12 protein-coding genes and 1 tRNA gene are annotated in these 18,677 nt (G+C 27.1%); 4 read left to right on the top strand and 9 right to left on the bottom strand.

Going from position 1 to position 18,677, the window contains the following annotated elements; translation table 4 throughout:
- Position 1: 1 nt before the first annotated feature.
- The 3 genes from dnaX to NPA07_RS00730 all read right to left on the bottom strand — a co-directional run bounded on the left by dnaX (position 2) and on the right by NPA07_RS00730 (position 2,991).
- Entirely contained in the window at positions 2 to 1,804 is a 1,803-nt protein-coding gene (gene dnaX / locus NPA07_RS00740) for a DNA polymerase III subunit gamma/tau (RefSeq protein WP_126118088.1), read from the bottom strand.
- Positions 1,805 to 1,968: 164 nt separating this feature from the next.
- A complete protein-coding gene (locus NPA07_RS00735) occupies positions 1,969 to 2,223 on the bottom strand; it encodes a hypothetical protein (RefSeq protein ID WP_126118089.1) in 255 nt (84 codons plus the stop codon).
- A gap of 60 nt (positions 2,224 to 2,283) precedes the next feature.
- Complete coding sequence (locus NPA07_RS00730) at positions 2,284 to 2,991, bottom strand: phosphorylase family protein (protein ID WP_126118090.1); 708 nt, start codon at positions 2,989 to 2,991, stop codon at positions 2,284 to 2,286.
- Positions 2,992 to 3,663: 672 nt separating this feature from the next.
- On the opposite strand from NPA07_RS00730, the gene NPA07_RS00725 reads away from it, so the two are divergent.
- Both NPA07_RS00725 and NPA07_RS00720 read left to right on the top strand, forming a co-directional pair.
- On the top strand, positions 3,664 to 7,326 hold the full coding sequence (locus tag NPA07_RS00725) for a hypothetical protein (RefSeq protein WP_126118091.1): 3,663 nt from the start codon (positions 3,664 to 3,666) through the stop codon (positions 7,324 to 7,326).
- Positions 7,327 to 8,327: 1,001 nt separating this feature from the next.
- A complete protein-coding gene (locus tag NPA07_RS00720) occupies positions 8,328 to 12,074 on the top strand; it encodes a hypothetical protein (RefSeq protein WP_126118092.1) in 3,747 nt (1,248 codons plus the stop codon).
- A 77-nt stretch (positions 12,075 to 12,151) separates the two neighbouring features.
- On the opposite strand, the gene NPA07_RS00715 is transcribed toward NPA07_RS00720, so the two are convergent.
- The 4 genes from NPA07_RS00715 to prfA all read right to left on the bottom strand — a co-directional run bounded on the left by NPA07_RS00715 (position 12,152) and on the right by prfA (position 14,304).
- Positions 12,152 to 12,226: transfer RNA gene (locus NPA07_RS00715), tRNA-Trp, on the bottom strand.
- A gap of 32 nt (positions 12,227 to 12,258) precedes the next feature.
- A complete protein-coding gene (locus NPA07_RS00710) occupies positions 12,259 to 12,492 on the bottom strand; it encodes an acyl carrier protein (protein ID WP_126118093.1) in 234 nt (77 codons plus the stop codon).
- 20 nt (positions 12,493 to 12,512) lie between these two features.
- Positions 12,513 to 13,226, bottom strand: coding sequence for a peptide chain release factor N(5)-glutamine methyltransferase (gene prmC / locus NPA07_RS00705; RefSeq protein WP_126118094.1), 714 nt, complete (start codon positions 13,224 to 13,226; stop codon positions 12,513 to 12,515).
- Between the two features lies 1 nt (position 13,227).
- Positions 13,228 to 14,304, bottom strand: a complete 1,077-nt coding sequence (gene prfA, locus NPA07_RS00700; protein ID WP_126118095.1) for a peptide chain release factor 1 — start codon at positions 14,302 to 14,304, stop codon at positions 13,228 to 13,230.
- 220 nt (positions 14,305 to 14,524) lie between these two features.
- Here prfA and NPA07_RS00695 point away from each other — a divergent pair, with 220 nt between their 5' ends.
- Together NPA07_RS00695 and rsmG are read left to right on the top strand one after the other, a co-directional pair.
- Positions 14,525 to 15,505: a ribose-phosphate pyrophosphokinase gene (locus NPA07_RS00695; RefSeq protein WP_126118096.1), complete on the top strand. Its 981-nt coding sequence runs from the start codon at positions 14,525 to 14,527 to the stop codon at positions 15,503 to 15,505.
- A complete protein-coding gene (rsmG, locus tag NPA07_RS00690; RefSeq protein ID WP_126118097.1) occupies positions 15,505 to 16,200 on the top strand; it encodes a 16S rRNA (guanine(527)-N(7))-methyltransferase RsmG in 696 nt (231 codons plus the stop codon). Before NPA07_RS00695 ends, rsmG begins: the two co-directional genes overlap by 1 nt.
- A 108-nt stretch (positions 16,201 to 16,308) precedes the next feature.
- Here rsmG and dcm read toward each other — a convergent pair whose 3' ends face one another.
- Positions 16,309 to 17,469: a DNA (cytosine-5-)-methyltransferase gene (dcm, locus tag NPA07_RS00685; protein ID WP_235659533.1), complete on the bottom strand. Its 1,161-nt coding sequence runs from the start codon at positions 17,467 to 17,469 to the stop codon at positions 16,309 to 16,311.
- A 31-nt stretch (positions 17,470 to 17,500) separates the two neighbouring features.
- Positions 17,501 to 18,580 carry a DNA cytosine methyltransferase gene (locus NPA07_RS00680; protein WP_126118098.1) on the bottom strand — a complete coding sequence of 360 codons (1,080 nt, stop codon included), beginning with the start codon at positions 18,578 to 18,580 and terminating at the stop codon, positions 17,501 to 17,503.
- Positions 18,581 to 18,677: the final 97 nt, after the last annotated feature.

Raw genomic sequence — 18,677 nt, 5'->3', positions numbered from 1 at the left:
ATTATTTTTTAAACTTTTCAAAAAGTTTTCCAGTTGGGCTTTTTACATTTTGTAAAATGACTGGCCCTGGAGCACTAAAAGATGTATCTAATTTGCCTTCTTTCATCTTTTGTGCAAATTCTTTTGCTATTTCTTTAAATTCATCTGTTCCAAAGCAATATAGATGCTTATAGTCTTCAAAGTAGTCTTGAATAAATTTTTGAATATTCGAGTTGTATCCATTTTCCTGCAAGTATGATAATTCAGGAATATTTTTTGAAATAAAAATCATAAAACCTGGTCCTGCTGCTGTAATTTTACATTTTTTAAGCACAGAAATCAAATCATTGTAAATTGGATTTTGAACTGTGCCAATTACAATTTCGAGATTTGATTTATATTTATTTATAAAAGTTAATGTTGATTGTTTAAGTAAGTTGATTAATTCCTTTTTTGATAAATTTGACTTAAATGATTTTAATGATTTATATTTTGAATCAAAAGCAGGTATAGCTATTGGCTTTGGCATATTTTGAATTTCATCATCAAGTTGAATTTCAGCAGTGCTTACTAAACCATCATCATAGTCTTCAACATCAAAGTTGCTACTTAAAAGATCTTGGTCGATACTAAAATTGTCATCAGCTTCTTTATTGGCTTCAAGCACTAATTCTTGTGTTTGATTTAAGACAGTTTTAATCGTGTCTTCTTTTTTAACTTTCATTTTATCTTGGTCAATTGACATAGTTTTCTCCTTATTGTTTTGTGTTTGATTAAGTTTTATTAAATAAAGTTCAATTAGATGGAATGGGCTTTCAGTATAAAAGAGTTCTTTGAAGAGTTTATACAATTTTTCAGAACTACTGAAAGCAAAAGTTGTATCAATTTTTAAGGTATTTAATTCTTCAAGTGATAAGAGTTCTAGTAAATTTGCATCTTTTGATTTTGAATAAATTAAGTAATCTTTAAAAAGTTCAATTAAGCCTTGCACAAATTGGTTTGAATCAATTCCAGCATTTTTAAGGTTGTTAAACAAAAGTAGAACTTCCTTGATTTTTCCTTCATAAAGATAGTTAGCAATTTGAATTAGGCTTTCATTTGATGTTACTCCAAAAGCATACATAACATCTTTAAGTGAAATCTCGCCATTGCCATATGCTGCTGCTTGATCAACAATTGAGAGTGCATCACGCATACCACCTGTTGCAAGTCGTGCAATGTAATTTATAGTTGAGTCTTCATACTTAATACTTTCTTTATCAAGTACATCTTTAATTTGTCCAACAAGAACACTGTTTGATATTTTTCTAAAGTTATATCTTTGAACTCTTGAAAGAATTGTGAGAGGTATTTTTTGCGGGTCGGTTGTGGCTAAAATAAATATTGCATGTGCAGGTGGTTCTTCTAATGTTTTTAAAAGAGCATTAAATGCACCTTTTGAAAGCATATGAACTTCATCAATGATGTAGACTTTATAATTTCCACTTGCAGGTGAGTGCTGAATTTTATCCCTTAGGTCTCTTATTTCATTAACACCATTATTTGAAGCCGCGTCCATTTCAATAACATCAAAATTTTGCTCACTTCTCTTAGCACAACTTTCACATAACTTAGTTAAATCTTCACCATGTCCACAGTTGACAACGTTAGCAAATATTTTAGCAACCGATGTTTTGCCAACACCCCTAGGTCCACTAAATAAATAAGCATGGCTTATTTTTTGGTTCAAAATAATATTTTTTAATGTTTGCACAATATGATCTTGACCCTTAACATCATCGAATGATTTAGGACGATATTTTCGATAAAGTGCTTTATATGCCATAGTACCTCTCTTCTCCTAAATTTCATTTAATATTAATAATTAAATTTATATATATTAAAATGATATATTAAAAATGCTTTAACTTTTTAATTAAGTTTAAAAAAATAATCAAACTATGGAAAAGTTTGAAAATTTGAATTTTGTTAAATAATTAATTATTATTTTTATTTAATAGTGATTGCATAATTTGTTCTTGAAACATAAACTTTGCCATCCTCTTTTTCACTATCTTTTGCAAGTTTAAAATAAAGAGTTAATTTTTTCTTATTTCTTTCAACATCGACAATGGTGCTTGGGTGTCCTTCATCATCAACAACATATAATTCAGTGTCGCGTCATTTTTTTCATTTATAGTAATAGCATAAAATAATTACTCAAAACATAAAAAAAGCAGAAAACCCAAATGGCGAATATTGCATATTACCTCCAATTTTTTTGTCTAAAAATATTATTTTTAAATATTTTATTAAATTTTCTATCTATAAGTTTTTTAATGATTCAAGTGCTATTTCAAACATATCAGTGAATTTAGTTTCTCTTGTTAATGAATCAGTAAATTCCATTTTAGCTAATGAATCACTAATTTGTAATATTGTTGCTGCTTTCTTACCACTTCTTTTAGCTTCAGCAAAAAGTGCATAACTCTCAGCCTCAACCACTTGACAACCTGAAACTCTCTTAGTTTCTTCAAGCGGTCTAGTTGCATAGAAAACATCTGTTGAATGCACTGAAACAAGTGGTGCTTTTTTGCCTAATTTTTTAGCTACCTTAACCAACTCATCAGTTACTTCTTTTGATGGAAAGTATTCATGTACATTTTCATTATTAATTAATTGTGCAATTGAAACATTATCACTAAAAGCACGATCAATAATTACTGTATCCATTACATTATATTGTTCATAATATGAACCGGTTGAACCTAGACGAATGATGACATCAACATCATATTCATTAAATAATTCATGTGCATAAGCACCTATTGAAAACATCCCCATTCCATGGCCACCAAAGGTAACCTTGATATCATTGTATTCTCCTGTGAAGTATGTTTCATTTCTAACATTGCTTACTTCCTTAACGTTTTTAAGGTATTTATAAGCCATAAATTTAGATCTTAAAGGATCTCCTGAAAGAAAACAAACCCTAGCTATTTCACCTTTTTTAGCACCAATGTGTGTCGACATAATTAACTCCTTTTACTATTAATCATTATAGATTTATTTTAAACAAAAAAACATTCTTTTTTAACAAAAGAAATTAAAATTTTCTCTAATGTTAATGAGGGCTTTGAAGAACTAAAAATAGCTCGGTGGTTTTGTTACTAACAATGCAATAATAAGAATGAACAAAATAAGAAAATCAGGTAGACTTAACGCAAATTTTTCTCATTCGTTATTTATAACCATTTTGTAGAAAAATTAAAAAACCGTAAACCCAAAACCGGCAGCAATGCCGCTTTTAGTTGGTAAATTTACCACATTTTTAAAAGGGACATAAAGAGAAATTATGTCTCAAAAAACTTTAAATATTTTAAATTTGCTTTTTTAAATAATAAGTCTATAAAACAGCCATTTTAGAAAAAAACGGTTTGGACAAAATTTATAATGACTTGTATATTTATGTTATTTTATAAGAACCAGTAAGAAAGGTTGCATATTAGTTAAATTATGCACAATATATAATATTAATACATACATGCGTGTGTGTATGTATTAATAGGAAGAGAAAAATTAAATAGAATTTGAACATAATATGCGACATAAAATCTCTTGTGTTGCAAAAATTAGTCTTTTCTATTTTATCGAAGGATAAAATGACTAAAAAGAAGAAGAAAATGATAGCAATATCCACATCCATTGGGGGGGATTGTATCTGTAGTTTCAATTGGTTCACTAGCTGCTTTTTCAGTTGATAAGTCCAATTATAAAAAATCGTTAAAAGATATTGAAAACAAGATTGTTAAATTTAATGAATATAAAGAAAAACTTATCGCAAAACAAAATGGATTAAATGATAAATTATCAACAATCCAACTTGATGATGAGATTAAGTTTAAATTAAGCAGCATTATTGATGTTTATAATAAACAATTAGATTTAAATAATCAATTGAGCAAAAAGTTAGAAACAATAATAGAGAAACATAAAAAGTATCGTGTAGGTCATCATTTTGGTAACTTAACATATTTAAGAGCTAAAAAGAATAGAGAAACCAAAAATTTGTTTGATGTTAATATTCCTGGTGCAGTTAATGAAACCAAAAGAATTTTAAGACTTTCGCAAATTGAACTTTTTGAAGAAAAATTTGATGCTATTGCAAATTTGTCAATAGAATTAGTTAAACATAAAGATTCAAATAATCAGTTAATCAATTCATTAACTGATAAAGAAGTTAAATTTAACTCTCTTAAAAACGCAATTAATTCTTACAATGAAGAAAAAGAAAAACCTGCTGTAAAAAATGATAAAGAACTAACTAAAAGTTATATTATTTCAGCTATCAATCTATTCAATGCAGATCAAAAAGTTTGGGATGAAGGTATTTTAGCTAAATTTAATGAAAAAGTAACAACCAATTCAATAAGTAAAAACATACTAAATAGCAATCTAGTAGACAAACTAGATGATTTTAGTAATATATCTCTTGAAAAATACGATTTAGCAAAAAACACTATAAAACAGTATTTTACAACAGAAGGATATATAAAAGAACTTGATAAATCAATAACTAGATCTGATGTTCTTGACAATTTAAGAATTGCTAATGATAATATAGAAATTTTTAATAAGGATATTGAAACATTTAATAATTCATTTGTCGGTTCATTAAGAGATAAATTAACAACTAAAAATATATTAGAAAAAACTAAACTGCTTGATTTTAGTAGTAACAAAGGTGAATATGAGAATCTTTTAGAACAAGGTAAAAGATTAAATTACTTGATTTCAAGCAATTCAACCTTTGCATTAGATAAGGTTCATAGTTTAATAAGCGAAAGTGTTGATTTAATTAATAAGGATAGAATTTTGAGTGAAAAATTAACCTTGTTTATTAATGATGAATTAAAGAATAATGTTAATGGATCAAAAAATAGCATTGATCCTGTTGCAAAATTTTTGCAATTGCAAGATGAATGAAGTCAAGTAGTTGAATTTGCAAATAGTACAAGTCCAAAAATTAGTGAGTTAAAAGGCAATGAATATATTAGTCAAAGAAATAGTTTAATAGATTCCTATTATGAAACCAAAAGCAATATTATTAAACTAAAAGATAAAAGCATTGAAACCTATAACTATGGTTTAGATAGAGTTAAGGCATTTAAAGAAGCTTACAACAATAAAAAACATAAATTAGATAACTTTAAATTGTTTAATTTTTCATTTTCAAAATTTAATGAACAGGAAGCGTTAGTTAACAACTTAATATCAAAAAACATTCATTCAAAAATTAATGAAAATAAGGACCTTAAAGATTTATTTGATGATATTTCATCACTAAATGATTTAGTTGCTATTGATACTAACAACCTAAAAGTTATTAAAGATACAACACAAAACAATATTGACAATAATTTTACTGCAGGTTTAAAAATTAAAGATGCAAAAATTGATGGATTCAAACCTTTAATTGAACTTGAGGATACAATTGACATTAAGAAAAAAATTGATTCTAAAAATTCATTAATTCAAGAAGAAAATCTTGAACAATGATCAAGTGGTAATATCGATACAGTTAAGTCAACATTTACCACCTTATTCAATTCTATTGATGAGATAAATGAACAAGTAAGTAATTTGTCATCACTTAGAGAAGAATATAAAGAATTCATAAACAAAGTTGCGACTAATATTGATGAATTAAAAAGTATTGGTACTAATGGACATAATAATCTTCAAAAAAACGCTGAAGCAATTAGTAAAATCATAACAAAAGCAAAATTAGATTATTTTGATGTAAATAGCAAAGCTCAATTTGTATCAAAAATAGAAGAGAGTGCTAAACAATTAAAAAATAACTATATGTACTCATGAGTTGAAGTGTTCAAAAATTATGATAAATATTATGATGAAAAAGAAAAAGTTAAAAATGAATTTACTACCAATTATTCACATATGGACATTAAATATGTTAGTGAAGCTGCAAAAAAATTCAGCGACCAGCAAGAAAGGTTAATCGAAACACTTGTTAACAATGTGTACAATGAATTAGACCAACAAACAATAGACTGAACTAAAAAACCTGAAAAATCAAAAAGTGATGAATTCTTAAATGCAGAAAAGACATTGCTTGTGTGTTTTGTTAAAAATTTCTACAATATTCTTGTTAATCAATTTGGGTATGATGTTGCATATAATGTTGAAGTTCCTAAATATTCATGAGATGGAAATTCATTTAATTTCTCTAGAATTAATATTCTTTCAAATGGAGATGTTTCTTATAAAAATAAAACAAAAGCGATGGAAGATGCCAAGAAATATGCTAATAATAGTTTGAAACCAAGACAAAAGTTTGGCACTGAAGCTAGTAACAATGATGAATTATATCATCGTTATGGTTTTGATAATATTTATTTAATTGACAAATCAAATTTAAATACTAATACAGAAATAAAATATAAAATTTATGAAAAAAAATATGATTCTTTAATTCGTGGTGAATATAGGAGAACAAGTTTATATAATTCTAACAATACGATTTCAAATGATTATTTTAATTTAACAGAAGTTAGCGAATTAAATAGCAATCCTGTATATGTTTTAAATGTTTTTTTAAAATTACTAAATTATGAAAATGAATTAAGTCATAAGGTTATAAATTTGCTAATTGATAATGGTACTATCATTGATAAAAATAAATATGATATAATTTTTTCTAAATTTGTTATGTCTCTTTCAAAAATTGTTTATTGTAACACAACAATAATACTAAATTCTTTTGAATCTAATAAAATAGCAAAAGATAACTATGAAGTTGGGATTAATCAAGAAAATATATATAAACTCGGTATATTAAAACGAGCAGGTTGAACTAGAAAATTTGCACTTAGTGCTAATCATATTTGAATAATCAATTCTCAATTTAATGAAATAAGGGAAGATGGTTATTTATGGCAAAGAACTAGATTATTAGGAGGTTGAGAAAGAAATAATAGTTTTCATGAATATGAAGCTTTTGGATTTAGGAATGGTTCTGAACATAACCATAGTTTATTAGACGATTTAGGTTTTCCAATAATATGAAAAACAGCACATACATTTTCTAATATATATAACAGAACTGATCCAAACATTTATGCATTATTTATTAACAAGATAGAATTTAATGATGAATTCAACACATTATTTTCAGTAAAATATCTTGACTGACTAGAATTTAATAAGATTGCAGAATATAAGAAAGAATATGGCAATAGACCTGACCGAAGTATGAATGGTGGAGTTGAATATGAAGAATTTAGTAAATTCTATTCAACTGATTGAATTAACAGAATGGGATCATATAAACCTGTTAGTAATTAAAAAAATGGGAAGAACATAGAGCTGATGGTAACGACATATCTCTCAAATTACAAAAGTGAGATATCATTACTAACAAAACACTGTTTTTGTTTGACACTTTTTATCAAAAAAATTTACTAATACATCTATAAAATAGTTGTATTAGTAAATTTTTAATCAATCAATTTTGTGTTACAACAGTTTAAACTCTTTTGTGTTTTTCTCATTTTGGAATTCTTTTTATACTCAAAACATGTCTCAAACACCTATAAATAATTGCTTCTTTCAATTTTAAAAAATATTTGTATAAACTATTTACGTCATTAAAAGTGACTGCTTAAAGTTTTCATAATGCACTGACAATATTATCTGTTATAAATTTAAAAGATGATAACTGGTTCAAGTGTGAATTCTAATAATCTACGAATTGCTAATACTAAATAGCATAATGCAATGTGTCTTCAATACTCTCTTTTTCAAAGATAAACAATTCTAGCTTCAAATGCTGTTTTTAATATTCCAAATGATTATTTAATCTACCAAAGTTTCTGCAAGTATACAAAACTATTTAGGTTGTTTGTGAATTTGTGATAGAAGCTGCCTCATCTTGCATCATCTTCATTTTTTTGCTCTTTGATATAATCTTATTAACAACATAATCAAGATATTTTTTACCTGCAAATTATAAAAATGAAGTATCACTAGTAACAAAACCTCATTTTTATAATCTGTATTTCTAATTAAAAAACGCAGGTTCTTGTATATTTAAATTTATGTGATAATCACTATTAACTGAATAAAAATGACTAAAAAGCCTATAAAAATCCTTTTAAGAAAATTCTAGTTGTCAAATTTTTGCCCCAAATGATAATCAAAAACAATAGTAGACATCAAAAATTATGAAAATCATAACATAAATAATTCTCAAAGCAATAGCGTTCGCTTAATTTAAGTATAATTACCATATCATAATAAATAAATTTGAATAGATAATTTAATTCTAATTTAAAGGGGGGGAAATTATGAAAAATAGGAAGAAATTGACTTTATTATCATCATTTGGAACGCTACCAATGATATTTGCTTCTAGTAGTTGTGGTGGTGGAAAAACAAGAACAGATGAAACAAGAGAAGATTTAAATAAAATAGCTAAAAATGTCTCTTTTGATGTTCAAGACAAGCAAAATAAATTATCAAATGAAATTAAAGATGTAAGCAATTTGATAATTAATAACCTTGATAAAAGTAAATATTCAATTGTTGATTTTAGTATCGAAACTTTTGAAACGTCTGTAAAAATTCAATATAGGGTTATGAATTCTAAAAATTTAACAAGTGACAAAAACACCTATGAAATAGTAGGATTCAAAAAACCTGATCAATTAGCAGCCAATTATGTTCCAAGCTATAATCCTACTTCAAATTTGATTGAAGAGTCAAAAAAAGTTATCATAGATTGTGTTGAAAGTAATAAAAATGAATTAGATTGTGCTGATGAAAATTCTTATAATCTTGTGGCATCAGGATATGATAGTAATTTATATTCATTAAACTTTACAAAAAAATACATTGATGAAGTAAATAGCGAAATTTATGTTTTTTATAAAATGACTGAAAAATCAAATGGAATTTCTGTTGATGGATATTATAAAGTTTCTGGATTTAAACCTTTTGATAGTAGTGATCCTGAAAAAGCGGATATTGCAAATAAATCAAAGGAAGTAACATTTTCATATAAGGACATAGCAAACTCCACAGTTGCAGATTTTAATGAAGCTTTATTAAAATTTAACAACAATCATTCTGGAACACATGATGCTAAAGTAGATGATGATGAAACAAGCATAAGCATAATTGAAAAAGATTCAAGTGTTATTTTTCAATGAAGATATATAAAAAAGGACGATAACAGTTTTGTTCAAAGAGTTGCAATTCTTGATGGCTTTAAGAAAACAGTTTTTAACAGTAAAAAAACTAAGCTTGACACATCTTCAAATGGTGTATTTGTTATCGCACCAAAGAAAGAAGTAAGTGATACAACAAAATTAGTTGAGTTTCTAGATGATAATTTTGATGTTGCAAAAACTTTTTATGAAAAAAACCAAAATTTTGCAATTTATTCTAATGAGCATGTGGTATATGGGACAGATGATAAAAACACAAAAGTAAACAGCATAACTGAAGAGGTTTTAGAAAAAGCAGCAAAAGTTGATCCATTAACATCTACCACTTCATTTAATAGTTACAAGAAACTTGAAAACCTTGAAGAATTTAACGCATATCAAGACACTAAGTTTGTCTTGGTTGGTTACAAAATTAATGGGAATAAAGCAGAAGTAGAATTTAAACTATATGCTAATTATGATGGTAAAGGTTTAATTTCAAACAAATCATTTAAAAAAGAAATTGACTTAGCACAAAGTTCAAATAATGAAAAAGAGCATCTTGACAAATTAATTGATAGTTATAACTTTGATCTTCCTTATGGATTAAAACAATTTCACGCTTTTAAAGTCTTAAACTATTTAGTTAAAAATGAAGTTGATGAATATACTAATTCAACAATGCAAAAATTAGATTTTTTTGGTGTCGAACGCAAAAAGAAAGCACTTGAAGAATTAAAGAAAACATGGAATGATGTTAATGAAAGCAACATTTATTTAAATATTGTTAACTATCGCTTGGACAAGACTTCCTTTGAAATAGATGTAACAATTAACTATAACAAATACGATAATAATGGAAACTTACAACAAGTTTTCAGTAAAGTTAGAACACTAAAATATGATGGTTTTAATGAAATTGATTCATTAATTGAATTAGTTGAACAGCTAAACAAGTCAATGAACATAGTAATCAACCCAGAGAGCAATTATGAAGATTTTTATAGTAGTATAATTGATTTGATTGTTAATTGAAAAAATGGTTCATCAATTAATTCAACAGTTAATTATTTTCCAATTGAATTTTCAAACAAAGAAGCATTAGCAAAATTGCATGATTACTATGCTAAAAATTGAGATATTAATGCCCTTAATTCAGAACTCGCAAAGGAAAGCGATTATTCATCAATGGTTCCTAATGTTGTTTTTAGAATTAATCAGGTAAAAAATAATATCAATATTAGTTTAGTTATTGATGGTTATGATAATTACAAACCAGAATTTAATGGTTTTGATTTAGATTTTGCTAAACAAACATATAAAGAATTATTAGAAACTGAAAACAATGAAAAATACATTCACCCTACAAATGATGAAAAAATTAAAAATTATGTTAAAACAGATGATTTTAAGACAAACCTTGAAGCAAATATAATTAATAATTTCAACATTTACGACCTTATTAAGGATGAAACAAAAAATTCAACTAAACAAATTAGAGATTTTAAACTTGATGATTTCATTTCATTTGAAACAGATAAGTTTAGTAAAAATGATATTGTGATGGTCAATAACATTAACGATTATTTAAATGGTAAGTTAAGTTCTCAATTTATTAGCTTTATAAAAGCATACGAGAATCAAGCATACCAAGCAATAAACACTAATACAATTGAAAGAGATCAAGCATTATTCAAATACACAATTAAAGAGTTTACTAACATTGATTCATACCAATCAAAAGTTAAATTGCAAGCTGAAATGTATTTGATCGAAACCAAAGAATGATTGGTTGTAAATGAATTTGAATTTAATTATCATCATGATTCAGAAATAATAAAGAAACATATTAGCGAATCTGCTAATATAAGTAATCAATTGAAGGATGCTCAAATTGAAGTTTCAAAAGATAATGAACAAAAACTCATAGATTTAGTTACAAAATTTGGCTACAATGAAGCATTATCAACAAACAAAGATAAACTTGAATTCTACAATTTATTAGTGTCTAATGGTGGGTTTAAGGGTTCAATGCATAAAAAAGCTGTCTCATTTATAGAAACATATTTGAAAAAAATATTAATAGTTAAAAACTATAATAATTTTTGAACTAACATAATTGAGGGTTTCTACTACAATGAAGAGACATCAAAAGTGGAAATTTCACTAAGAAATTTCAGTGAAATAGTTAAGGTTAATGTTAATAGTTCTGCCTTTAATAGCAAAATACTAGATTTAATTAAATTCACAAGCAATAGACATCTTCAAAAATTTAATGAAGAATTACGAACAAATGGTGTGCTAAAACTCAAAGATGGCAGAATTCTAGATGAAGCATTAGATGATGTTTCAATTAACAATATAATTGAGGTTGATTATAATAAGACAACTGATAAAGGAAAAAGATTTTTATTTAAACCTCAAAGATGACAAAGAGAATACTTAATTTCATATATTATTGATACAAAAATGAGAGAAGTTCTAGGTTTCTGAGCACCATACATAGTAAACTTTGATGCACAGCAATTAAAATCAGAAGCCTTTGGTTTAATTAATCCTATTATTAAAAAGATGAATGAAATACATATGTATTCATTAGGCGGATACATTAGTATAAAAAATGACAAACAAAAAGAATTATTTGATTTAGTAAAAGATAAAACAGATGAGTGATCAATTAATACAATTGTTAGAGAGAAAGAATTCTTTGATAAATTTAAAGAATATATAGTAATACATAATTCTATTATTGATGAAGAATTTAAGAAAGAAATTGTTAATAATATTTATATTTATTCAGCTAAGCGAAAGGACAATGTTCTCACTGTTTCTATCCGCATTAAGGGAACAAAAGAAACAACTGAAATTCAAATTAATGGTAGTTAATAATTAGCAATGAAGCCAAAACGGCTTCATTTTTGTATAAAAAAAGCAACACAATGTTGCCTTGGTCATTAGTGATATGGCAGGAGTAGCAGGACTCGAACCCACAACACACGGGGTTGAAGCCCGTTGTTCTACCATTGAACTATACTCCTATAAATAAGCTAAAATTAATTATACACAATAATTAATTTTTCTTAGCATTTAAAATTGTATCAATAACATTGTTTACTGTTTTTATTTTTAATAATGCTTCGTCTTCAATTCTTATTTTAAATTCGAGTTCTGTTTCATAAATTAATTCAGCCAATGAAAGTGAGTCAATCTTTAACTCTTCCAATGATGATTCTGGTGTTATTTTTTTCTTAGAAATTTTTTCTAATCTAGCAACAACAATATCTTTAATTTTATTTCTGTCCATGATATTAATTATAAATTAAATTAAACATTTTGAATAAATACAAATCTATATTTACCATTAATGTCTTTTCTAATTATTGCTCCTTCAATTTGTTTTCACTTGTCAATGTGTTGTGGATTAATTTCTAGAATTAACCAACCTTTTTTCTTTAAATAATTCTTGTATTGTTTCAAGATTTTATCATAAAAATATCAACCTTCTTGTGGTGCAAATAATGCGCTTTCTGGTTCAAAACCTAGTGCAACTAAATCAATACTTTGGTCTTTAATGTCAAGATAAGGCGGATTTGAAATTATAATGTCAAATTTTTCCTTAACAGTTGTAAAAAGGTCACTTTGGTAAATTTTTAAATCATGATTAAAACCAAAATTTACTATTGAATTCTCAATGGTTTGTTTGATTGCTTCTTCACTGATATCAACAAGACTAACCCTTGCCGAAGGTAGGTTTTTCTTAATAGCTAAACCAATAAAACCAGAACCACAACAAAGATCTAAAATTTCTTGGTTTTCTTTTGCAAACTCTTTGAGAAAAATATCAACTAATTCCTCAGTTTCATAACGAGGAATTAAAACTTTTCTTCTTAAATTAATTCGTGTGTTTAGATATTCTACATATCCCATTATTAATTGGATAGGATAATTTTGCTTTAATAATTCATATTCTTGTTCGCTTATTTTTGGCTCTAAACCATAACGTTTTTTTTCTAAAATTAAAGCTTCTTCCCTATTCATTTTATAGGCCACTTTCCTTAATTTTTTGATTTTGCTCTTCTGTTAGTAATGCTTCTATAATTGAAAGAAGTTTTCCTTCCATTACTTGTTTTAAGCTTGTTGAATAACCAATTCTGTGGTCAGTAACCCTATCCTGAGGATAGTTATATGTTCTTATTTTTTCACTTCGATCACCATGACCTGCGAGTTTTCTATATCCCGCTTCTTCTTGTTGTTTCTTTTGAATTTCTAAATCATAAAGCTTACTTTTAAGAACTGTTAGCGCAGTTTCTCTATTAGCAATTTGACTTCTTTCATCCTGAGAAGAAACAACAATTCCAGTTGGTAAGTGTGTTATTCGCACGGCTGAGTCAGTTGTATTAACTGATTGCCCACCAGCTCCAGATGAGCGGTATGTATCAATTTGTAAATCTTGTGGCCTAATATCAATATCAACACTATCATCAATTTCTGGCATAACTGTAACAGTTGCTGTTGAAGTGTGAATACGACCCGAACTTTCAGTTACGGGAACTCTTTGAACTCTATGTACACCACTTTCAAATTTTAATTTAGAGTATGCTTTATCGCCTTTAACACTAAAAACAATTTGACTAAAACCACCAACACTAGCAGCTGAAGAAGAAATAATTTTAACTTTAAAGTCTAAATCTTCTGTAAACTTTGTGTACATTTTAAATAGATCTCCAGCAAAAATGTTTGCTTCGTCTCCACCTGCTGCACCACGGATTTCAATGATGACATTTTTGTCATCATTTTCATCTTTTGGAAGAATTAAAATTTTTAATTCTTCTTCAAGATTGCTTAATTTAACTTCGTTTTCTTCAATAATACTTTTGGCAAACAAGACTTCTTCCTCATTTTTAGAATTAATCATTTCCTTGGCATCATTGTAGTCATTTTGTAGGTTTAAATATTTATTAAAAGTTTGAGCAATATCCTTAATTTTATTAACTTCTTTGCTAATTTTTGTATATTCTTTAATATTATTTATAACATCTGGCTCATCAAGTTTTTTAACTAAATTGTCATAGGTTTTTTTAATTTCACTAAGTGAATTGAACATATTTTTTTCCATGATTATTATTATATAAGAATAATTTTTATGTTAAAGGATTTTAGAGATGTTGGACTAAAACATAACACTGAACTTAATATATTAGTTAATAAACTTCTTTTATTGTTTTAAAAATAAAATTTAGTGAAAAACTAAACTCTAATTTATCAATGGGTTATATTTGGTTAAATTTTGGGATAAAATTAATAATATAAAAATTAACTTTAAGGAGAATTATTCAATGGACAAAAAGAATGTAATGCTTTTTGGTATGCCAAATTGTCAAATTTTAGCTGAAAAAATATCAAAAATTATTAAAGTTCCTTTAACATCAATTACTAAAACAAGATTTGCTGATGGTGAAGTAATGTTGGTAAGTGATAAAACAGTTAGAGAAAAAGATGTTTTTATTATTGCTTCAACATCAAGACCTGTTAATGAAAACTTAATGGAGTTATTCTTATTTATTGACTCACTTAAGAGAGCTAGTGCTAAGAGTATAACTGTTGCACTTAGTTACTATGGTTATGCACGTCAAGATCGTAAGGCAAGCGGCCGCCAACCGATTGGAGCTAAATTAGTAGCTGACTTAATTCAAGCTGCAGGAGCTGACAAAATTATTGCTGTCGACTTACATAATCCAGCTATTCAAGGTTTCTTTAACATTCCTATTGATGATCTACGTGGTGCTTATACTTTAGCAAGAGCTATAAGAGACACTCATGAATCATTTACAGTTGTTTCACCTGACCATGGTGGAACAATTAGAGCTAGAAAACTAGCTGAATTAATTTCTAATGACGTAAAAATCTGTATTATTGACAAGCGTCGTATTGGCACAAACCAAACTGAAGTTTTAGGACTTATTGGGGATATTAAAGGTCATAATGCAGTTATTATTGATGACATTATTGATACTGGTGGAACAATATTAAAGGCAGTAGATACACTCAAGGCACACGGGGCTAAGAAGATTATAGTGGCTGCTACTCATGGTATTTTTACAAAAGGTTTTGAAGTTTTTGAAAACAATCCTAATGTTTATAAAGTTATCATTACTGACTCAATTGAAAATGCTGAATTAAGAGATGGTAAATTTAAAAAACTTGAGGTTGTAAGTTTAGATATTTTCTTAGCTAATGTTATTGAATCATCGATTTCAGGCAAATCTATTTCAGGTTTATACCAACAATTTGCAAAGGAAATCGCTTCAAATAAATAATGGCATATAGAGAAATTACAAAAAAAGATTTACTAAAAAAATATGATTTAAAAATTAAAGAATTAAAAGAATATGCTCAAATGATCTATGATCAAAACAAGGTAATGAACATTACAGGCTTTAAAACGCTAAAAGATATTTATGAACAAGGTATTTTAGATTCAATTTTAGCTTTTGAAAATTATGTGATGCAATTTGATGATAGATTAGAAGGAAAGAAAATACTTGACATAGGATCTGGTGCTGGTTTTCCATCAATTCCTTTGTTGATTGCACTAGACAATAGTTTTGAATTGACAATCATTGAGGCACAAGAAAAAAGATGTGATTTTCTTAATAAAGTTAAGGAAAGATTTAACTTGAATGTTAATATAATTAATAATAGAGTTGAAAGTGTTTTGAACTATAAAAACTATTTTGACATCATAACTGCAAGAGCTTTTGCAAGCATAAAAGTAATTTGCTTATCATCAATGCATTTATTAAAAGACAATAGAAAATTTGTATTACTAAAAGGCGAAAATTTTAAACAAGAATTATTAGATCTTTATTCAGTTAATGAACTTACTAGCCTTTCATTTGAAGCTGCTGAATATGATAATCTCGCTGGTGGGTTGTCATATGTTGTTGTTTTTGATAAGATTAAGGTTCCTAAAACTTGACCGCTACCATGAGTAAAAATTTCTAAAATGTAAAAATTTAAAAGCCTAAATTGGGCTTTTTAATTTTCACTAAAGACCTATAAAACAGCCATTTTAAGAACTTACAAGTGCTAACGCAAAATAAGAACTAATTTTTAAACCTTATTTTGTGTTTTTGTCTAATAATTCAATAATTTTCTTAGCAATTGCATAAATTACTGGCACAGCAGTTGAGTCGCCAAATTGCTTATAACTTTGTGTATCACTAACAGGAATGATAAAGTTATCTGGAAAACCTTGGAGTCTTGCAGCCTCACGAGGGGTTATTTTTCTTGGGTTTTTGTTCTCTTGCTCAATTAAAATATCAGCATAATTCTTGCGATATCAAGCGTTAATAGTATTTGTGTATTCGCTGTTTTTATTGAATAAGCAATTATTAATATTGGTTTTTTCATTTTGATAATTTTGTCATAACTTATTCGAAAGTGTATATTTTTCGCTAACTTTTGACTCAAGGATTTCACTAACACAAGTTTTAGAGTAATCTGGCGTTGGGAATGTAAAATCATTGTAATTTAGAACTGAATTCATATCAAAACCAACAATATAAATACGTTCTCGATTTTGCGGAATTCCAAAATCTTTTGCATTAAAAACTGAAGAGTAAACACAATAATTAAATTCTTTAAATAGTGTTTCAATTGCTCAAACTATTATATCTCTTTTATGATCTTCTAGTTTTTTGTCGCTTTCAAGTAAGAAAACCTTAGGTTTTTTTTCTTTTATAATTTTTGCAATATCATAAAATAATGTCCCTGTAAAACGATTAATATTTATCTTTTTTCTAATTTCTTTAAAGTCATGGATAGAAAAGTCCCCAACTAAAATATCATGGTCAGGTATAGATTTAGTATCAATTTTTGTTATATCACCATAAGGAGTTTCACCAAAATTAGCTTTGTATGTTTTAGCAACAAACTTGTCAATTTCACTGCTAAATACAACATTAATAGCTTCTGTCTTATAAAAACCAAGTCTGTTTCCGCCAATGCCAGCAAACAAATCGACTAGTTTATATCTCGCATTTTCTATGTTTGGGAAAGGTATATTTTCAGGAATGTTTAAAATTCGGTTTAAGGATACTAAGGATGGTATATTTTCACCTTTTTCTCAACCTCTTATTGAACGGCAACCATATTTCGACATACCGAGTGCATCAGCTAATTGCATTTGAGTCATTTGAAGTCTTAAACGCTTTTCTTTAATTAGTTGTCCAACTGGAACGCCATTTTCATCTTTTTCAATTCTTGTTTTACTATTCATTTTATTTTCCTTCTTCTAATAAGATTTACTATTATTTTAAATTAATATCCAATATTTTAATTATTTCCTTAGCAATTGCATAAATTACTGGAACAGCAACCGAATTGCCAAATTGCTTATAACTTTGTGTATCACTAACAGGAATAATAAAATTCTCTGGAAATCCTTGGAGTCTTGCGGCCTCACGAGGGGTTATTTTTCTTGGATTTTTGTTCTCTTGCTCAATTAAAATTTCACTTCCATCTTTATAGTATCTTGCTGAAATTGTGTTTGTATAAGCACTGTCTTTGTTGAATAAACTGTATCCAAATCCATTGCCTTTTTCTATGTGTGCTAATTTTCTTTTTTGATGACCTTGTCATAATGCATTTGAAATTGTATACTTATCATCAACAGTATTTTCAAGAATATCGCCAACACAAGTTTTAGAGTAATCAGGCGTTGGAAATGTAAAATCATTGTAATTCGAAACTGTATTCGTATCAAAACCAACGATATAAATGCGCTCTCTATTTTGGGGAATACCAAAATCCTTTGCTTTAAAAGTAGTAGTGTAAATACAATAATTTAATTTTTGCAAGGTCGAGATAATTGTTTTGAATGTTTTACCCTTATTATGTGTTTTAAGATTTCTTACATTTTCAAGTAAAAAGGTCTTTGGTCTTTTCTCACTGATTATTCTAGCGATTTCAAAAAATAATGTCCCGCGCGTATCATCAAAGCCAAGTCTCTTGCCTGCTTGGCTAAAAGCTTGGCACGGAAAACCACCAACTAAAATATCATGATCAGGTATAGATTTAGCATCAATTTTTGTTATATCACCATAAGGGATTTCACCAAAATTAGCTTTGTATGTTTTAATAGCAAACTTGTCAATTTCACTGCTAAATACAACATTAACAGCTTCTGTTTTATAAAAACCAAGTCTAATCCCACCAATTCCAGCAAACAAATCAATCATTTTATACCTTGCATCTTTATTGTTTGGAAATGGTACAAAAGTTTGATAATACTTATTAAGATTTATTTTAGTTAATGATTTTTGTTTTTTTAATTTACTAGTGGATGATTCTGCCTTAAAATCCTTAAAAATTTTAACTAATTTTTTCATATAAACGATTCCTTAATTAATTTGCTGATGCTCATTAATGAAATTATATCAATTATTAAAATCTTACTAAGTTGTTAAATTCAGTAAAAATTTAAAT

Source organism: Mycoplasmopsis caviae, assembly GCF_024498215.1.
GTDB classification, from domain to species: Bacteria; Bacillota_I; Bacilli_A; order Mycoplasmatales; family Metamycoplasmataceae; genus Mycoplasmopsis; species Mycoplasmopsis caviae.
Note: the sequence above shows the minus strand (reverse complement) of the source record. Positions and strands in the feature narration are given on the sequence as shown.